The sequence below is a fragment of the Frigoribacterium sp. Leaf263 genome (assembly GCF_001422285.1).
Lineage (GTDB): Bacteria > Actinomycetota > Actinomycetes > Actinomycetales > Microbacteriaceae > Frigoribacterium.
On sequence record NZ_LMMO01000004.1, the window covers coordinates 292,421 to 310,195 of the forward strand.

Below are 17,775 nucleotides of genomic sequence, written 5' to 3' on the forward strand. Positions count from 1 at the left end.
CCCGGCCCGGCCGGGTTCGCGGGGCGTCCGTCCGAGGCGACCCGCGCCTCCTCGGGTCAGGTGCCGATGGCGCGGATGAAGTGGTCGCCCTGGCGGGCCCGGCCCGATGCGGCGACGGTGAAGCGGACGATGTCGCTGCGGTAACGGTCGTCGGAGGCCTCGAAGGTGCGGCCGTCGCGGCCCCGCGTGACGCGATGGAGTCGCAGGATCGGCGTTCCCGGCTCGACGTCGAGCAGCTCGGCGTCGAGCTCGTCGGCGGCCACCGCGTCGATCTCGTGGTCGATGTCGTCGTAGCCGAATCCGCGCGAGTCGAGGTACTCGGTGATCGACACGGTGTCGAGGTCGACGTCGAAGAGCACCCGGCCGACCTCCTCGATGAAGGTGAGGCGCTCGAGCATCGTCGGCCGGCCGTCGACCAGGCGCAGACGCACGACGTCGACGACCAGGTCGCCGGGGCGGATGCCGAGGGCCTGGGCCTTGTCGTCGTCGGCCCGGCGCAGCGAGATCTCCTGCGTGCGGGCGCCCGGTTCGCCGCCGACGTCGCGCACCCACTTCGTGAAGGGGATCGACACGTCGACGGGGTGGTGCGCCTTGCGGGCGACGACCCGCGCGGGTCGGCCGCGGCGGGTCTCGACGAGTCCCTCGCTGCGGAGCGCCGCCAGGGCGTTGCGGATCGGACCGCGGGAGGTGCGCCACTGCTCGGCCAGCTCGCCTTCGCTGGGCACGTCGTCGCCGACCGCGAGGTCGCCGCTGAGGATGCGGCGGCGCAGGTCGTCGGCGATCTGCTCGTAGAGGGTGGTGGCCACGGTCGGATCCTACCGACGAGGCGGACTCGTCAGCCTCCCGGGGGTGGGGCGAGCGGGTCAGGCCCCCTCCCGACGGGGCTGACGCCACCCGGAGCGCGACGAAGGGGCGGGCGCACTGCGCCCGCCCCTTCGTCTCGACCCGGAGGGTCGACGCTCGATCAGCGCTTGCTGCGACCCGTGATGAGGCCGTAGACGAACAGCACCACGACGGCGCCGACGATGGCGATCAGCCACGACTCGATCGAGAAGAAGCCGTTGAAGTCGACGCCGAACAGCGCGCCGCCGATCCAACCGCCGAGCAGGGCGCCGATGACGCCGAGCACGAGGGTGGCGATCCAGCCGCCGCCCTGACGGCCGGGGAGGATCAGCTTGGCGATGGCGCCGGCGATGAGACCGAGGAGGAGGAAGGCGAGGAAGCTCATGAGAGACCTTTCGAGCGGTTGGTGACAAGTTGACACCGCCTGATCCCGTCACCACCGAGGTGGCGACGAACTCATGAGCCTCAACTCGAGGCTTAGCGGTAAGTCGACTGTGCACCTCCTGGGAGTCTCCCGCCCAAGCTCGCTTTTCGACTATCCGGAAAGCGCACCCCAGCCCTTGCGATCTCGGGACTTGTTCTAGTAGAGATAGAACATGTTGATCAGGCTCGATCCGGCGTCCGAGATGCCGCTCGCCGACCAGGTCGTGACGCAGATCCGCCGGGGCATCGCCGACGGCGGCATCGAGATCGGCGAGCGACTGCCCTCGGCTCGCGACCTCGCGGCCGCTCTCGCGATCAACATGCACACCGTCCTGCGCGCGTACGACTCGCTCCGCACGTCCGGCCTGATCGAGCTCCGCCGCGGTCGTGGGGCGGTCGTCATCGCCGGCGCCGACGCCCCGACCACGGCCCTCTACGACGCCGCCGCCGCGCTCGTCCGCGACGCCGCCCGCCTCGGCATCGCACCCGCCGACCTCGCCACGATCATCAGGGGGATGACATGACCACCGACCGACCCGATTCGAGCACGCCCGACGAGCCCGAGACCGGCACCGCGCCCGTGCCCGCCGACCACGCGCCCGCCGACCATGCGCCCGCCGGGGTCGACGGGGCGGCCCTGCTCCGCACCTCCTCGGCCGTCGTCGCGGCCCTCGCGCCCGCGTCCCTCCTCGTGGTCGTCGCCCTCGTGGTCGGTCCGCGGCTGGGCGACACCATCGCGCGGCACTGGTCGGGCGACGGCCCCGCCGACGGGTTCTCGGGCACCTGGTCGTCGTTCGCCGTCGTCGCGACGATCGTCGCCGCCCTGACCGCGGCGTCGATCGTGGCCGCCCTGACCCGGCGCGGGCGCCCGTCACGCCTGATCGCCGGAGGCGCGGCCTCCTTCGCCGGCCTGGCCGCCTGCACCTGGGTCGCCACCGCCCTCGCCACCGCGGCGGCGCCGACCCCCGAGGAGGCGGTGGCCGGGTGGACACCCGCGCTCACGCTCCCGGGCCTCGCCTGGGGCGTCGTCGTCGGCTGGCTGGCGACCGGGAGCGGCGTCCGGGCCCTGCCCGACGAGGAGCTCGACGACCGGGCGAGCGTCCGCCCGGCGGATCTGCGACCGGGGGAGCGGCTGGCGTGGTCGGGAACCACCGGCAGCCCCGTCTTCGTCGTGATGGGGTCCGCCCTGATGGCCCTGGCGATCGTCGTGGGCGTCGTCCTGTTCGCGACCGGCGCCTCCTCGGTCGTCGTCCACGCCGCCGTGCTGTTCCTCGCCGGCGCCGCCGTCCTCGCCCTGGGCCGGGTGCGGCTGACCGTCGACCGGCGCGGCGTGCGCCTCGTGTCGGCCCTGCTCGGCATCCGCCTGCTGCGGGTGCGCCTGGCCGACGTCGCCGGCGTCGAGACCGAGACCCTCGACCCGCTCTCCTGGGGCGGCTGGGGACTGCGCGTCTCAAAGCGCGGAACGGCCTACGTCACCGGCCGCCGACCCGGCATCGTCGTCCGACGCCGCGACGGGAGCGCCATCGCCGTCACCATCGACGACGCCGAGTCCGCCGCTTCGGTCGCCGCCGCTCTCGCCGCGCGCTGACGCGACGGGGCGTCCGTCCTCCCTCCCCCTCGGACCGCACCAGAAGTGGGGTCACCGGAGGCGGGCGGAGGCTCCCCGGAGACCGCTCCATCTGTTTAGAGTGTCCACAGAGAGGGGGTGCGACGATGCAGGAGTCCACGCGCGAGGTCAGACGCCAGCGGGCGGTCGAGAGCCTCGGCGTCATCGACACCGATCGGAACCCCCGCCTCGACCGCATCACGCGCATGGCCCGGGCGATCTTCGGGGTGCCGATGTCGTCGGTCACGGTCATCGACTCCGACCGCGCGCTCTTCCTGGGGCGAGACGGCTTCGACGTGCCGGTCGTCGGCCGCGCCGACACCCCCTGCCGCCTCGTCATCGACTCGGGCGAGATCATCACGACCGACGACGCCCGCATCGACCCGCGCTTCGACGACATCGCGATGTTCCGCGCCAACGGCCTCGGCTTCTACCTCGGCCACCCGCTGCTCGACGGCTCGGGCAACGTCGTCGGGTCGTTCTGCGTCATGGCCCCCGAGCCGCGGCAGCTGAACCCGCTCGAGATGTCCGAGTTCGTCGACCTCGCCGCGTGGGCGCAGAGCGAGCTGCTCGCCGACGCCGAGGCCGCCTCGTCGCGGGCGACGCAGCAGGCCCTGCTCCCCGACGAGCCCCTCGAGATCGACGACGTGCACGTCGAGGGCGTGTGCCTGCCCTCGCTCAGCGTCGGCGGCGACTACTTCGACTACGGCGTCGTCGGCCGACAGGTGCACGTGGCCGTGGGCGACGTCATGGGCAAGGGCGTCGGGGCCGCGATCCTGGGGGCGGCCGTCCGTGCGGCGTGCCGCGCCGCCGTGCCGACGGTCACCGACGGGCGTCGCCTCGGCACCGCCGTCGACCGCATCGAGCGCGCCGTCCTCGGCGACCTGCAGCGCACCGGGTCGTTCGTCACCTACTTCCACGCCGTGCTCGACCTCGACACCGACGAGCTGTCGTACGTCGACGCGGGCTCGGGGCTCTCGCTGATCATCCGCGCCGACGGCACGATCGAGCAGCTCATGGGCGCCGATCTGCCCCTCGGCCTCGAGGCGCAGTCGCACGAGACGCACACCACTCCGCTGCTGACCGGCGACCGGCTCGTCGTCATGAGCGACGGCGTCCTCGACATCCTCGACGACGACCTCGACTGGGTGCGCGAGATCGGCCGCATCGTCGCCCGCTCCGGCGACGGCGAACGGACGGACGGGCCCGACCTCGTCGATGCGATCAGCATGCTCGCCGACGACCGCATCGCCCGAGACGACGTCACCCTCCTCGTACTGGACCGTCGTCCATGACGGACCTCCTCACCCGACGCGACCAGCGCCTCCTCGGGCGGACGACGCCGCCCCGGCGCATCGTCCCGATCCGCATCGTCGTGCTGCTCGCATCGCTGGCGGGGCTGAACTACATCATCTGGCGCTGGGCCGTGTCGGTGAACTGGTCGTCGTGGTGGATCGCCGTGCCGCTGATCGTCGCCGAGACGTACAGCGTGATCGACTCGCTGCTGTTCGGCATGGGCGCCTGGCGACTGCGTGAACGCGGCGAACCGCCGACCGCGCCGTCGCCCGAGTCGCCCGACACGGTCGTCACCGTCGACGTCTTCGTCACCACCTACAACGAGCCCGTCGAGCTCGTCATGCGCACGGCGCTCGCCGCGAAGGCCATCGAGTACCCGCACACGACGTGGATCCTCGACGACGGCGGTCGCGCCGAGATCCGCGAGGCGGCCGAGTCCGCGGGCATCGGCGTCATCACGAGGTCGTCCGACTGGGTCGACCGGCCCCGCCACGCGAAGGCGGGCAACCTGAACAACGCGCTGCTCGCGACCGAGGGCGAGTTCCTGCTCATCCTCGACGCCGACCAGGTGCCCGAGCCGAGCATCCTCCATCGCACCCTCGGCTACTTCCGCGACGAGAAGACGGCCCTCGTGCAGACGCCGCAGTGGTTCGAGAACGTGCCCGAGTCCGACCCGCTCGGCAGCCAGGCGCCCCTGTTCTACGGGCCGATCCAGCAGTCGAAGGACGGCTGGAACAGCGCGTTCTTCTGCGGCTCGAACGCCGTGCTGCGTCGCGAGGCCCTCATGCAGCTGGGCGTGTCGCGCTACGTCGCCGAGGTCGAGGCGGCCGTCCGCCGCGCCATCAAGACGTCGACGCGTCTCATCGCCCGCGCCCGCGAGGAGGCGGTCGACCAGCCCCGCGTGCTCGAGGTGCTCGACGAGGCCGAGACCATCGTCGAGCGGGCGCGGGTCGAGGTCGCCCGCGGCGACTCGCTGGGCGACGTGACCTACCGGTTCCAGCGGGGCATCGACACGATCGCGTACCGCTTCGCGGACGCCGACGTGGCCGCCATGCAGGACGACATCGCCGAGCTCGCCGCCATGTCGGTCGGCCCCGGCACCTTCGACGCCCTCGACCAGGCCGCCCTCGACCTGCTCAGCCAGCGCTCGTCGTCGCCGCTGCAGGCCATCGAGTCGATCTCGATGCTCGTGAACGCGCTCGACGTCGACCGCGGCGACGAGGCCCAGGCGATCATGCCGCTGGCCACGATCTCGGTGACGGAGGACATGGCGACGGCCATGCGCCTCCACGGTCTCGGCTGGAAGTCGGTCTACCACGACGAGATCCTCGCGATCGGCCTCGCCCCCGAAGACCTCAACACGATGATGACGCAGCGCCTCCGCTGGGCCCAGGGCACGATGCAGGTGTTCTTCCGCGAGAACCCGCTCGTGCAGAAGGGCCTCTCGTGGGGTCAGCGCCTCATGTACTTCTCGACGATGTGGAGCTACCTCTCGGGCTTCGCCGCCCTCGTCTACATCGCGGCGCCCGTGCTGTGCCTCTCGTTCGGCGTCGTCCCGGTGACGGCGTACAGCGTCGACTTCTTCGCGCGGCTGATCCCGTTCCTGGTGCTCAACCAGGTGCTGTTCTGGGTCGTCGCCGCGGGCCGCCCGACCTGGCGCGGGCAGCAGTACTCGCTCGCGCTGTTCCCCGTCTGGATCGCCTCGGTGACGACCGCGTTCCAGAACGTCTACCGCGGCCGTGCACTCGGCTTCTCGGTGACCCCCAAGACCAAGCAGGCCTCGAACGGGCCGCGCTGGGACCTCGTGAAGCCGCAGCTGATCGCCATGGGCTGCCTCGCGGCGGCCCTGGTGCTCGTCGGCATCCGCTACGCGACCGGACAGGCGGACGGCATCGCGCCGTTGGTGAACATCCTCTGGGTCGTCTTCGACCTGGTGATCTTCAGTATCGTCATCCGAGCCGTTCTCTACACGGGGCCAGAGGCGCCCCGAGACAAGGAATCCCCATGATGACCGTTGGAGTCGAGACCGTCGAGGGCGGGGTCGTGATCTCCCCGCAGGGGCGTCTCACCGTCGTGTCCACCCCGCAGCTCCGAACAGAGGTGTCGACGCGCATCGAGGCCGGCGACCGCCTGATCATCGTCGACCTCTCGCAGACGACGTTCGTCGACTCGTCGGGGCTCGGCGCGCTCGTGTCGTGCCTGAAGTCCGCGCGACAGGCAGGTGGAGACCTCCGACTCGTGGCCCCGACCGAGCAGGTCTCGATGGTGCTGAAGCTCACGAACCTCGACCGCATCCTCCAGCCCCGCGCTTCGGTCGAAGAAGCGCTCCATGACTGAGAGCGACGGCGTCAGCGTCATCGACGTCGCTGCCGTGCCCGAGAGCATCGACCTCGTCCAGAACACCTTCGAGGCCTGGTGGTCCGCGCTCGGCATCGACTCGATGGAGGTGCGGTTCCCGTTCGAGACGGCGATCGTCGAGATCGCCGCGAACGTCATCGAGCACTCGATCCGCGCCGACGGCCTCGAAGGGGTCGACGGGCGTCGGTTCCAGCTCGAGCTCCGGGCCGAAGACGAGCGTCTGACGGCCGTCTTCAACGATAACGGGCTGCCCGCCGAGATCGACCTCAGCAACGTGTCGATGGCCGACCTCGAAGACGAGGACGGCCGGGGGCTCGCCCTCGCCCTCCTCAGCCTCGAATCGCTCGACTACACGCACGAGGGAGGCCGCAACATCTGGACGCTCGTGTGCCGTCGGTGAGACGCCGGGCGCTGCGCGTCGTCGCCGCCCTCGCGGCGGTGGCGGCCGCGGTGCCGCTGGCCCTGGGAGGCGCGGCGGCGGCGACGGCCGCCACCGCGCCTCCTGCGGACGGGGCCTGGTTCGGCCCCGATCTCGACTGGGGCTCCGACGGGCCCGACGGCTACGCGGGTCGCCTCGGCGAGACGCCCTCGATGTACGGCGTCAACGTCGACTACCCGCTCGACGACGGCGCCGTCGACGAGTGGCGTCGATCGGCCCGGGCCGCGGCCGCCCAGGGGGCGGCCCTGGTGGTCAGCCTCGAGCCGTCGAGACCGCTCGCCGACCTCGACGCCGATCAGGCCGCCCGCGCCGACGAGCTGATGACCGAGTTCCACGACCAGTACGGGCTCGCCCAGCTCGTGCGGTTCGCCCCCGAGATGAACGGCAACTGGCAGCGCTGGGGGCAGCAGCCGACCGAGTTCGTGCGGGCCTTCGGCGAGATCGCCGACACCGTGCACGCCGGCACGTCCGATGCGACGATGGTGTGGGCTCCGTCGTACGGGGCCGGCTACCCCTTCGCCGAGGCGAACGGCCGGCTGCCCGCCACCGGCGCCCGCGACGAGGCCCTGCTCGACACCGACGGCGACGGGGCCGTCACCGCGGCCGACGACCCGTACGGCCCGTACTACCCGGGCGACGACGCCGTCGACTGGGTCGGGCTCACCATGTTCTTCTTCGGCAAGGGCGACGCCTCGACGTCGGCCGGGACCGACGTGCCCCTCGAGATGAACCAGGCGCCGACCGCCGGCGAGGTCGAGGCCCGCTTCGACGAGACCTGGGGCTACACGCAGCCGCAGCAGTCGACGTTCTACGACCGGTTCGCCGCCGGGACGGACCACCCGCTGCTGCTCGACACGGGCGCCCTGTACGACCAGAGCATCGACGGCGACCCCGAGGTCGACGTCAAGCGGGGCTGGTGGCGTCAGGTGCTCGCCGCGCTGCCCGACCGGCCGCTCATCGCCGGGGTGACCTGGCTCGAGACGGTGCGAGACGAGGCCGAGGCGGACGGCCGCGAGGTCGACTGGCGTGCGACCGCCGACGACGACATGGCCGCCGCTCTCCGTGCCGATCTGACCGCCTCCGACGTCGTCTTCGGGCCGGTGACCGAACCCGTCACGAACGCCGAGGGCGACGCGGCCACCGTGCAGGTCCGCGACGGCGGCGGCGACGAGATGGGCTGGATCGTCGGCTGCGCCGTCGCCCTCGCCCTGGCGTTCCTGCTGAGCGGTGTCGCCGGTCGCCTGCTGCCGAGCTGGCGCTACCCCGACGACGGCAAGCCGGGGCGCGACCTGCGCATCGACCTGTTCCGCGGCTTCATCATCCTCGCCGTGGTCATCACGCACATCGAGGTCGCCGGGCCCTACTCGTTCGTCACCCTCAAGGCGGTGGGCGCCATCACCGGCGCCGAGATGTTCGTGTTCCTCAGCGGGCTCGTGCTCGGCATGGTCTACCCGCTCGGGGTCAGGAGGTTCGGCGAGAAGACGGCCGCGATCGGCGCGTTCGTGCGGGCGCGCAAGCAGTACGTCGTCACGCTCGCGGTCATCCTGATCGTCTTCGCGTTGAGCTTCGTGCCGCTGGTGAACACCGACGAGATCACGACCTTCACCGACCGCGGAACCGGCGACACCGGCGCGGGCGCCATGGGGCGCGTCTACGACCTCTACCCGAACGCCGACCGCCTGCTCGACTATCCGCCGCCCTGGTACGCGGTGCGTCAGCTGCTGCTGCTCGAGATGGGCCCCTGGCCGTTCAACATCATGGGGCTCTTCGTCGTGCTCAGCCTGACGATCCCGGGTCTCATGTGGCTCGTCAAGCGCGGCCTCTGGTGGGTCGTGCTCGTCGCCAGCTGGGCCGTCTACGCGGTCGGCGTGCTCTTCCCCGACTTCTCGCTGCTGCCGTCGCAGTTCGAGCCGGTGTTCCCGCTCTTCGCCTGGCAGGTGCTGTTCACCCACGGTCTCGTGATCGGCAACTACCGGCGTCAGATCGTCTCGGCGCTGACGTCGACGGTCGGCAAGGTGCTCGTCGGCGTCGGCGTCGTGGGCTACGCCGGGTTCCTCGCCCTCCTCTGGGCGGGCAGCACCTACGGCTTCGATCTCGGACCGATCCCGTCGTCGATCTACGACTCGCTTTACCTGACGGGGTACCAGCGCGTCGACATGCAGTGGGGCCGCCTCGTCGACGTCGCCCTCGTGGTGGTGTGCGTCTACGCGATCCTCACCGTGTTCTGGAAGCCCATCGCGGCCGCCCTGGGATGGCTGTGGATCCCGCTCGGGCAGGCGAGTCTGTACGTCTTCATCTGGCAGGTCTTCTTCGCCCTCGCGGTGGCCTCGATCCCGGGCCTCGACCGGTCGAACGTCCTCGCCGGCACCGTGATCCACACGGTGGTCATCCTGCTGGTCTGGTTCATGGTGCGGAAGAGGTTCCTCTTCTCGGTCATCCCGCGGTAGCCGGCCGGCGCGATCGTCGCGACCCGCGCCTCCGGGGCTCTCGGCACCCGGGGACGGGCCCGAAGACGCGAAGACCCCCGTGCACGATGCACGGGGGTCTTCGTCGTTCTCGCGGAGCGGTGGCCTAGGAGGCGCTGGTCGCCTTCGCCGCGTCCGTCTCGGCCTGCAGTGCGGCCAGTCGGGCGTCGCGCTTGGCGCCGGGCACCCAGCCGCCGTCGACGAGCTTGATCTGGTAGATCGAGGCGCCGATGACCAGCACAGCACCCACGATCAGGCTGATGACGACGCCGATCAGGGGTCCGCCGAGGAAGCTGACGCCGATGAGCGTGCCGAACCAGCCGAAGTCCGCGTCGCCGAAGGTGCTGTTCGCGAAGCCCAGGTTGCCGAGCACGAGCAGCAGGATCGCCGGCAGGAACGTGATGATCAGGCCGTTGACGAATCCGCCCAGCACGGCTCCCTTGCGGCCGCCGGTCGCGTTGCCGAAGACGCCCGCTCCACCACCGGTGAAGAAGTGGGGCACCATGCCCGGCAGGATGAGCGCGAGACCGAACACGGGGTTCAGCCACGACGCCAGCACCGCGAGGGCGACGAGCCCGCCGGCGAACGACGACAGGAACCCGATCAGCACCGCGTTCGCCCCGTACGGGAAGATCAGCGGGATGTCGAGGGCGGGCTTGGCGCCGGGCACGACCTTCTCGGCGATGCCCTGGAACGCGGGCACGAGTTCGCCGAGCACGGTGCGGACGCCGTAGAGGATGATGGCGACGCCGACGCCGAACTGCAGCGCCTGGGCGAAGCCGGCCATGACGAACGCGCCGGCGTCGGTGACGCCGAAGATCTCGAACGCCTGGTCCTGCGGCAGCACGATGAGGGCCCAGACGGTGAAGACCAGGTAGATGAGCACCATCGAGAGGCTGGTCGCGACCATCGAATCGCGGAGGAACTTCAGCCCCTGGGGGAACGTGATCTCTTCGGTCGACTTGCTCTTGCCGCCGACGACCGAGCCGGTGGCGCCGGCCGCGAGGTAGCCGAGCGTGCCGAAGTGGCCGATGGCGATCGAGTCGTCGCCGGTGATCTTCTTCATGAAGGGCTGCGCCAGCGCGGGCATGACTACCATGATCACGCCGAGCAGGACGGCGCCGAGCACGACGGTGAGCCAGCTGAGGCCCTCGCCGAGGCCGACCGACAGGACGACGGTCAGCATGACCGACATGAAGACCATGTGGTGCCCGGTGAGGAAGATGTACTTCAGCGGCGTGAAGCGCGCGAGGGCGAGCATCACCAGGAACCCGAGCACGAGCACGTAGGCGCTCTGGGCGCCGTACTGCTCCTGCGCGACGGCTGCGATGACCTCGTTGGTGGGGATGACTCCCTGGGCGCCGGTGACGGCCAGGATCAGCGTGCCCAGCGGGTCGAGCGCCCCGGTGACGACGGTGGCGCCGGCTCCGAGGATCAGGAATCCGAGAGCGGCCTTCAGCGCGCCTCCCACGACCTGGCCGGCGTTGCGGCGCAGGGCGATCAGGCCGATGGCCGTGATGATGCCGATCAGGTAGGCGGGCACGTTGAGGATCTGCATGCCGATGAAGTCGAGTACGACGACCAGCCACTCCATTGGGACTCCTTCTGGGTTTCGTTCGTGGGATCAGCCGACGCGGAGCGTCAGGCGATCGATTCCTGGAGCTTCGCCTGGATCTCGGCGACGCTGGTGAAGTTGTCGATGACGACGACCTTGGCGGGGACCTGGCCGAGCTCCTCGACGAGGTCGGCCGAGGTGAGGACGATCTGCGCGGTGCGGGCGGCGCCGCGGGCGGTGCCGATGTCGGCCGCCTCGACGTCGGCGTCGACGTCGAGGGCGCGGAGCGCCTTCTCGGCGTTCATCTTGAGCAGGACCGAGGTGCCGATCCCCATGCCGCAGACGGTGATGATCTTCATGATGCGTTCCTTTCGAGCGGTGCGTGGTTGAGGGGGTGTTCCGCCGGCCCCGGAGGAGGCGCGGTCCGATTCGGGCGGGACCGGTCGCGATCCCGACGGCTCACGACTCGACGTCGCCCTCGGACAGGGCGTGCAGCGTGCGCAGCACCTCGTCGGGGGAGCCAGCGGCGCGGAGCGCGGCGAGTCCGTCCTCGTCGGCGAGGACGCCGGCCAGGGCCGACATGACCTCGATGTGGCCGTCGTGGTCGAGTGCGGCGAGCCCGATGACGAGGTCGACGGGGTCGTTGGTCTTGTGGCCGAACTCGACGGGCTCGGCGAGACCCACCCACGAGAGGCCGGTGCGCGACACGGCGGGTGAGGGGCGGCTGTGCGCCAGGGCCAGACCGGGGGCGATGACGATGTAGGGGCCGAGCTCGTCGACGGCGGCGATCATCTCGTCGGTGTAGTCGGCTGTCGTGGCGCCCGAGGCCACGAGCCCGTCTCCGGCGAGGCGGAGGGCCTCGCGCCAGTCGGCGGCGCGTGCACCCGTCACGACGGATTCGACGGGGAGTTCTTCGGCGAGGTCGACGGGCATGTCGGGCTCCTTCGCTCGGCGCCTCGTTGGGCAGCAGGTGTCGTCGATGAGGGGCCTCGTCGACTGCTGCCCGAGCCTAACCCGAAATTCGCCTTTTGACCACTCGTGTTCGAAAGTCCTCTACCCGAGGGGGCGCCGACTGGTCGCGGCGCTGACGCGGCCGATGTCGAAGAGGGCGTCCTGCGCCATCAGCGACGCGCCCCGCACGCCCGCCTTGTCGCCGAGTCGGGCCCGTTCGACGACGAGCCCGCGTCGCGAGAAGTCGTGCGTGCCGGTCAGCAGCGCCGACCGGATGCCCGCGACGAGCCGCTCGCCCGTCTCGGCGAGGTTGCCGCCGATGATGACCGCCTGCGGGTTCAGCAGCCCGACGACGTCGGCGAGGGCCTCGCCGATGCGGGTCCCGATCCGCTCGAGCTGGGCGAGCACGACGGGATCGTGCGCCCGGGCGGCGGCGACGATGTCGGCGCTCGTGGCGATGTCGCGGCCCTGCTCGCGGAGGGCGCGACGGATGGTGGCCCCGCTCGCCTCGAGCTCGAGACGATGGAGCGGGCCGCCGTCGTGACGGGGCGCGCTCAGCTGACCCGCGCCTCCTCGGGCCCCTCGGTAGACGTGGCCGTCGAGCACGAAGGCGCAGCCGACCCCCATGCCGACCTTGACGACGGTCAGGTGGGAGTACTCGGGCCAGCTCAGGCGGGACTCGCCGACGGCGAGGATGTTGACGTCGCGGTCGACCGCGAAGACCGCGTCGAAGCCGCCGAAGTAGTCGTCGACCCGCACCTCCTCCCAGCGGGGGTCGAGCTGGGGGCTGCCCAGTCGGCCCGTGACGGCGTCGACGGGTCCGGGCACGCCGATCCCGATCGCCCGCACGTCGGACCTCGAGCGGCCGAGGTCGGCGAGGAGGAAGTCGAACACCTGGATGGCCCAGCTGAAGATCTCGTCGGGGCCGTCGTGCAGCCCGATGTCCGCCTCGTCCTCGCTGAGCACCGTCGAGACGAGGTCCGTCACCCCGACCCGCGTGTGCGATCCGCCGATGTCGATCGACAGGATGACGCCGGCCGACGCGTCGACGGCGAACTCCTCGGGTGGGCGCCCGCCGCTCGAGCTCAGCTGGCCGGCACTGACGATGAACCCGGCCTCGAGCAGGTCGTCGAGACGTCGGGCGAGGGTGACCCGCGACCAGCCGAGCCGGTCGATCAGCTCGGAGCGCGTGGTCGCCTCGCCGCGTCGGATGAGGTCGAGCACCACGCCGGACCCCGTCGAGGGGGTCTTGGGGGTTCGGGCCACGGTGCGCTCTTCTCGGTCGGGCGACGACCGGCGCATCGGGGGATGACGCCGGTGTCAGCTGATCTCGTCGGTTGACTTCTGTCTATTTCTATACGAATGTGGACGAATGGTCGACGACGCCCCCGACATCCACCCGACAGACCCTAGCCGCGGGCTCGACGCCCGCCTGGTCGCCACCGCCACCGCTATCCCCGCCGAGGTGGTCCAGACGAAGGGCCATGGGCACGCCGGGACGGCCATGGCGCTCGCCCCCGCGGCGCACGTGCTCTGGCACCGCGTGCTGCGGCACGACCCGTCCGACCCGGAGTGGGAGGGGCGCGACCGGGTCGTCCTGTCGGCCGGCCACGCGAGTCTGCTGCTCTACACGCAGCTCGTGCTCACCGGCTACGACCTCGACCTCGACGAGCTGCCCCGCAGTCGCAGCCTCGGGTCGCGCACCCCCGGGCACCCCGAGCTGCACCACACCCCCGGGGTCGAGATGAGCACCGGGCCGCTCGGTCAGGGTCTCGCCTCGGCCGTCGGCATCGCGCTCGCCGCCCGTCGCGACGAGGCTCTGCACGGCGGCGGCACCGGTCTCTTCGACCCGACCGTATGGGTCGTCGCGGGCGACGGCTGCCTGCAGGAGGGGGTCTCGGCCGAGGCGTCGAGCCTCGCCGGCACGCTCGGGCTCGAGAACCTCGTCGTGCTGTGGGACGACAACGGCATCACCATCGACGGCACCACCGACCTCGCCTTCTCGGAGGACGTCCGGGCGCGCTACCGCGCCTACGGCTGGTCGGTCGTCGACGTCGACGACGCCACGGACCTCGACGGGCTCGAGGCGGCGTTCGCGGAGGCCCGAGCGCGCGACGGCCGACCGGTGCTCGTGGCCCTCCGCACGGTGATCGGCGCGCCCTCGGCGCTGCGCGGGGGCACCCCCGCCGCGCACTCCGGCGGTTTCGGGGTCGACGAGGTCGCGGCGGTCAAGGTCGCCCTCGGGTTCGCCGCCGACGCCGGGCTGCACGATCTCGTGCCCGACGACGTGCGGACCGCGGGGCTCACCGCCCGGACGCGCGGCGCCGAGGTCCACCGCGTCTGGAGCGCCGACGTCGAGCGCTGGCGTCGGGAGCACCCCGCCCTCGCCGCGCTCCGCGACGCGGCGCGCGCACCGCTCGACGCCGACCGGCTCGAGGCGGCCCTGGCAGGCGTTCCGGTCGACGACGGCGCCGCCACGCGCACGACCTCGGGCGCCGTGCTCGCGGCCGTGCACGACGCGGCGGGGCTGTGGGGCGGATCGGCGGACCTCTCGGGCTCGACGAACGTGACCGTGCCCGGGGTCGCGGTCGAGCGGTCCACGCCCGCCGGCGACTTCGTGCACTTCGGGATCCGGGAGCACGCCATGGCCGCCGTGCTCAGCGGGATCGCCCTGCACGGCCTCTGGCGCCCCTACGGCTCGACCTACCTCGCGTTCAGCGACTACGCGCGCCCGAGCATCCGACTGGCTGCGCTGATGGGCCTGCCGGTGCTCTATGTCTTCACCCACGACTCGGTGGCCGTCGGCGAGGACGGCCCCACGCACCAGCCCGTCGAGCAGACCGCGTCGCTGCGGACGGTGCCGGGGCTCGACGTCGTGCGCCCGGCCGACGCCCGCGAGGTCGTGGCCGCCTGGAGGCGCGTGCTGGCGACCACGGACCGTCCGACCGCGTTCGTCCTGTCGCGTCAGGCGCTGCCCGATCTCGACGGCGGCGAGGCGACGGCGGACGGCACCGCCGCGGGCGGCTACGTCGTCTGGCGGTCGGGCGACGGCGACGAGCTCGCCCTGATCGGGGCGGGCAGCGAGGTGCACGTCGCCCTCGAGGCGGCTCGTCGTCTCGCCGACGAGGGCGTCGCCGTGCGGGTCGTCTCCATGCCGTGCCTCGAGTGGTTCGCCGAGCAGGATCGGGAGCACCGGGAGGCGGTGCTCCCGTCCGCCCTCCGCGCCCGAGTGGCCGTCGAGGCCGGCAGCACGCAGCCCTGGCACCGCCACGTCGGGCTCGACGGCGAGGTCGTCGGCATCGACGAGTTCGGCGAGTCGGGCTCGGGCCCCGAGCTGCTGCGACTCCGCGGCGTGGACGTCGACTCGGTCGAGAGGGCCGCGAGGCGGGTGCTCGGTCGCCCCTGACGGAGATCGACGCCGTGTCCCCCGACCACCGATGTCTCTCGACATCGAGACATCTCCTCCCGCTAGCCTGAGCAGGAACACACGCACGAGCGACACGAGGGAGTACCCGCCGCCATGGCCAAGATCATCTACACGCTCACCGACGAGGCGCCGCTGCTGGCGACCTACTCGTTCCTTCCCATCATCCAGGCGTACGCGAAGACCGCGGGGGTCGACGTCGAGACCCGCGACATCTCGCTCGCCGGACGCATCATCAGCCAGTTCCCCGAGCGCCTCACCGACGAGCAGCGCATCGGCGACGCCCTGGCCGAGCTCGGCGCCCTCGCGCAGACGCCCGAGGCCAACATCATCAAGCTGCCCAACATCTCGGCGTCGATGCCGCAGCTGAAGGCCGCCATCGCCGAGCTGCGGTCGCAGGGCTACGACCTGCCCGCCTACCCCGACTCCCCGCGAGACGACGCCGAGCGCGACGTCAAGGCCCGGTACGACAGGGTGAAGGGCAGCGCGGTCAACCCGGTGCTGCGCGAGGGCAACAGCGACCGCCGCGCGCCGCTGTCGGTCAAGAACTACGCCCGCAAGCACCCGCACCGCATGGGCGCCTGGTCCGCCGACTCGAAGACGAACGTCGCGACCATGGGCGTCGACGACTTCCGGTCGAACGAGAAGACCGTCGTGATGCCCGCCGACGACACCCTCCGCATCGAGTTCGTCGGCGCCGACGGCACCACCAGCGTGCTGCGCGAGTCGGTGCCCGTGCTCGCGGGCGAGGTCATCGACGGCACCGTGCTGCACGTCGCCGCGCTGCACGAGTTCCTCGCGGCGCAGATCGCCCGCGCCGAGTCCGAGGGAGTCCTGTTCTCGGTGCACCTCAAGGCGACGATGATGAAGATCAGCGACCCGCTGCTCTTCGGCCACGTCATCCGCGCGTTCTTCCCCCGGGTCTTCGAGCGGTACGGCGCCGACCTGCAGGCCGCCGGGCTCGACCCCGCCAACGGTCTGAACGGCATCCTGCAGGGCCTGTCCGGCCTGCCGAACGGCGCCGAGATCACGGCGGCCTTCGACCAGGGCATCGCCGACGGCCCCGACCTCGCGATGGTCGACTCCGACAAGGGCGTCACGAACCTGCACGTGCCCTCCGACGTGATCGTCGACGCGTCGATGCCCGCGATGATCCGCACGTCCGGTCACATGTGGGGCCCCGACGGCGACGAGCACGACACCCTCGCCGTGATCCCCGACTCGAGCTACGCCGGCATCTACCAGGCCGTGCTCGACGACTGCCGCGCGAACGGCGCGTTCGACCCGGCGACGATGGGCTCCGTGCCCAACGTCGGCCTCATGGCGCAGGCCGCCGAAGAGTACGGCTCGCACGACAAGACCTTCGAGCTGACGGCCGCGGGCGTCGTCCGCATCGTCGACTCGTCGGGTGCGACGCTCATCGAGCATGACGTCGAGCCCGGCGACATCTGGCGCGCCTGCCAGACGAAGGACGTCCCGATCCGCGACTGGGTCAAGCTCGCCGTCACGCGGGCCCGTGCCAGCGGCACGCCGGCCGTGTTCTGGCTCGACGAGACCCGTTCGCACGACGCGACCCTGATCGGTCTGGTGCGCACGTACCTGGCCGAGCACGACACCGACGGTCTGCAGATCGAGATCCTGTCGCCCGTCGACGCGATGGCGTTCTCGCTCGAGCGCATCCGCCGCGGCGACGACACCATCTCGGTGACCGGCAACGTGCTCCGCGACTACCTCACCGACCTGTTCCCCATCATGGAGCTCGGCACCTCGGCGAAGATGCTCTCGGTCGTCCCGCTGATCAACGGCGGCGGACTCTTCGAGACCGGCGCCGGCGGATCCGCCCCGAAGCACGTGCAGCAGCTCGTCGAGCAGGACTACCTGCGGTGGGACAGCCTGGGCGAGTTCCTCGCCCTCGCGGTCAGCTTCGAGCACCTGGCGACCTCGACCGGCAACGCCCGGGCGCAGATCCTCGCCGACACGCTCGACCGTGCGACCGGCACGTTCCTCGACGAGAACAGGTCGCCGGGGCGCAAGCTCGGTTCGATCGACAACCGCGGAAGCCACTTCTACCTCGCCAAGTACTGGGCCGACGAGCTCGCGGCGCAGACGGACGACGCCGACCTGGCGGCCTCGTTCGCCGAGCTCGCGGCATCGCTCGGCGAGAGCGAGGAGGTCATCGTCGGCGAGCTGATCGCCCCTCAGGGCACGGCCGTCGACATCGGAGGCTACTACCGCCCCGACGCGGCGAAGACCGAGGCCGTCATGCGGCCGTCGGCGACGCTGAACGCGGCGCTCGCGACGCTGTAGCGGAGCATCGATCACGGAGGCGCGGTGTCCGACGGGCACCGCGCCTCCGTCGTCCTCGTGCCGCCGTCGTGCCGCTCACCGGGCGCGCTCGGAGGAGGGTGGGCCTAC

Annotated in this window: 15 protein-coding genes; 9 read left to right on the plus strand and 6 right to left on the minus strand. The window is 71.5% G+C overall.

All coding sequences use genetic code 11. The annotated features are described in order from the left end of the window. Positions 1–56: 56 nt before the first annotated feature. Together ASF17_RS10650 and ASF17_RS10655 are read right to left on the minus strand one after the other, a co-directional pair. The gene (locus ASF17_RS10650; protein ID WP_055799368.1) at positions 57–806 is read right to left on the minus strand and encodes a GntR family transcriptional regulator; all 750 of its coding nucleotides are present in this window, start codon (positions 804–806) and stop codon (positions 57–59) included. Between the two features lie 158 nt (positions 807–964). Next, positions 965–1,228, minus strand: a complete 264-nt coding sequence (locus ASF17_RS10655) for a GlsB/YeaQ/YmgE family stress response membrane protein (protein ID WP_055799371.1) — start codon at positions 1,226–1,228, stop codon at positions 965–967. A gap of 211 nt (positions 1,229–1,439) precedes the next feature. On the opposite strand from ASF17_RS10655, the gene ASF17_RS10660 reads away from it, so the two are divergent. The 7 genes from ASF17_RS10660 (at position 1,440) to opgC (ending at position 9,412) form a co-directional block, all read left to right on the plus strand. Further along, the gene (locus ASF17_RS10660; RefSeq protein ID WP_055799374.1) at positions 1,440–1,790 is read left to right on the plus strand and encodes a GntR family transcriptional regulator; all 351 of its coding nucleotides are present in this window, start codon (positions 1,440–1,442) and stop codon (positions 1,788–1,790) included. Next, on the plus strand, positions 1,787–2,854 hold the full coding sequence (locus ASF17_RS10665) for a hypothetical protein (protein WP_055799376.1): 1,068 nt from the start codon (positions 1,787–1,789) through the stop codon (positions 2,852–2,854). Before ASF17_RS10660 ends, ASF17_RS10665 begins: the two co-directional genes overlap by 4 nt. A 125-nt stretch (positions 2,855–2,979) precedes the next feature. Next, a complete protein-coding gene (locus ASF17_RS10670) occupies positions 2,980–4,167 on the plus strand; it encodes a PP2C family protein-serine/threonine phosphatase (protein WP_055799379.1) in 1,188 nt (395 codons plus the stop codon). Continuing rightward, on the plus strand, positions 4,164–6,176 hold the full coding sequence (locus ASF17_RS10675; protein ID WP_055799382.1) for a glycosyltransferase: 2,013 nt from the start codon (positions 4,164–4,166) through the stop codon (positions 6,174–6,176). Before ASF17_RS10670 ends, ASF17_RS10675 begins: the two co-directional genes overlap by 4 nt. Further along, on the plus strand, positions 6,173–6,505 hold the full coding sequence (locus tag ASF17_RS10680) for an STAS domain-containing protein (protein WP_055799385.1): 333 nt from the start codon (positions 6,173–6,175) through the stop codon (positions 6,503–6,505). Before ASF17_RS10675 ends, ASF17_RS10680 begins: the two co-directional genes overlap by 4 nt. Beyond that, positions 6,498–6,926, plus strand: a complete 429-nt coding sequence (locus ASF17_RS10685) for an ATP-binding protein (RefSeq protein ID WP_055799388.1) — start codon at positions 6,498–6,500, stop codon at positions 6,924–6,926. Before ASF17_RS10680 ends, ASF17_RS10685 begins: the two co-directional genes overlap by 8 nt. Beyond that, complete coding sequence (gene opgC / locus ASF17_RS10690) at positions 6,923–9,412, plus strand: OpgC domain-containing protein (protein ID WP_055800695.1); 2,490 nt, start codon at positions 6,923–6,925, stop codon at positions 9,410–9,412. The genes ASF17_RS10685 and opgC overlap by 4 nt, the downstream gene beginning before the upstream one ends. Before the next feature lie 124 nt (positions 9,413–9,536). Here opgC and ASF17_RS10695 read toward each other — a convergent pair whose 3' ends face one another. The 4 genes from ASF17_RS10695 to ASF17_RS10710 all read right to left on the minus strand — a co-directional run bounded on the left by ASF17_RS10695 (position 9,537) and on the right by ASF17_RS10710 (position 13,202). Further along, positions 9,537–11,024: a PTS ascorbate transporter subunit IIC gene (locus ASF17_RS10695; protein WP_055799390.1), complete on the minus strand. Its 1,488-nt coding sequence runs from the start codon at positions 11,022–11,024 to the stop codon at positions 9,537–9,539. Between the two features lie 47 nt (positions 11,025–11,071). After that, entirely contained in the window at positions 11,072–11,344 is a 273-nt protein-coding gene (locus tag ASF17_RS10700) for a PTS sugar transporter subunit IIB (protein ID WP_055799394.1), read from the minus strand. A 100-nt stretch (positions 11,345–11,444) separates the two neighbouring features. Then, positions 11,445–11,918, minus strand: a complete 474-nt coding sequence (locus ASF17_RS10705) for a PTS sugar transporter subunit IIA (RefSeq protein WP_055799398.1) — start codon at positions 11,916–11,918, stop codon at positions 11,445–11,447. Positions 11,919–12,038: 120 nt separating this feature from the next. After that, positions 12,039–13,202, minus strand: a complete 1,164-nt coding sequence (locus tag ASF17_RS10710; RefSeq protein WP_235476549.1) for an ROK family transcriptional regulator — start codon at positions 13,200–13,202, stop codon at positions 12,039–12,041. Between the two features lie 106 nt (positions 13,203–13,308). Here ASF17_RS10710 and ASF17_RS10715 point away from each other — a divergent pair, with 106 nt between their 5' ends. After that, positions 13,309–15,342: a transketolase family protein gene (locus ASF17_RS10715; RefSeq protein ID WP_055799406.1), complete on the plus strand. Its 2,034-nt coding sequence runs from the start codon at positions 13,309–13,311 to the stop codon at positions 15,340–15,342. Between the two features lie 114 nt (positions 15,343–15,456). Beyond that, the gene (locus ASF17_RS10720; protein WP_055799409.1) at positions 15,457–17,667 is read left to right on the plus strand and encodes an NADP-dependent isocitrate dehydrogenase; all 2,211 of its coding nucleotides are present in this window, start codon (positions 15,457–15,459) and stop codon (positions 17,665–17,667) included. The last annotated feature ends 108 nt before the right edge of the window (positions 17,668–17,775 follow it).

Excerpts from the sequence above, each read along its gene's own strand:
- ASF17_RS10660 (WP_055799374.1), top strand. The coding sequence starts at position 1,440 with ATGTTGATCAGGCTCGATCCGGCGTCCGAGATGCCGCTCGCCGACCAG.
- ASF17_RS10715 (WP_055799406.1), top strand. The coding sequence starts at position 13,309 with ATGGTCGACGACGCCCCCGACATCCACCCGACAGACCCTAGCCGCGGG.
- ASF17_RS10700 (WP_055799394.1), bottom strand. The coding sequence starts at position 11,344 with ATGAAGATCATCACCGTCTGCGGCATGGGGATCGGCACCTCGGTCCTG.
- ASF17_RS10665 (WP_055799376.1), top strand. The coding sequence starts at position 1,787 with ATGACCACCGACCGACCCGATTCGAGCACGCCCGACGAGCCCGAGACC.
- ASF17_RS10655 (WP_055799371.1), bottom strand. The coding sequence starts at position 1,228 with ATGAGCTTCCTCGCCTTCCTCCTCCTCGGTCTCATCGCCGGCGCCATC.
- ASF17_RS10695 (WP_055799390.1), bottom strand. The coding sequence starts at position 11,024 with ATGGAGTGGCTGGTCGTCGTACTCGACTTCATCGGCATGCAGATCCTC.
- ASF17_RS10685 (WP_055799388.1), top strand. The coding sequence starts at position 6,498 with ATGACTGAGAGCGACGGCGTCAGCGTCATCGACGTCGCTGCCGTGCCC.
- ASF17_RS10675 (WP_055799382.1), top strand. The coding sequence starts at position 4,164 with ATGACGGACCTCCTCACCCGACGCGACCAGCGCCTCCTCGGGCGGACG.
- ASF17_RS10680 (WP_055799385.1), top strand. The coding sequence starts at position 6,173 with ATGATGACCGTTGGAGTCGAGACCGTCGAGGGCGGGGTCGTGATCTCC.
- ASF17_RS10705 (WP_055799398.1), bottom strand. The coding sequence starts at position 11,918 with ATGCCCGTCGACCTCGCCGAAGAACTCCCCGTCGAATCCGTCGTGACG.
- ASF17_RS10720 (WP_055799409.1), top strand. The coding sequence starts at position 15,457 with ATGGCCAAGATCATCTACACGCTCACCGACGAGGCGCCGCTGCTGGCG.
- ASF17_RS10670 (WP_055799379.1), top strand. The coding sequence starts at position 2,980 with ATGCAGGAGTCCACGCGCGAGGTCAGACGCCAGCGGGCGGTCGAGAGC.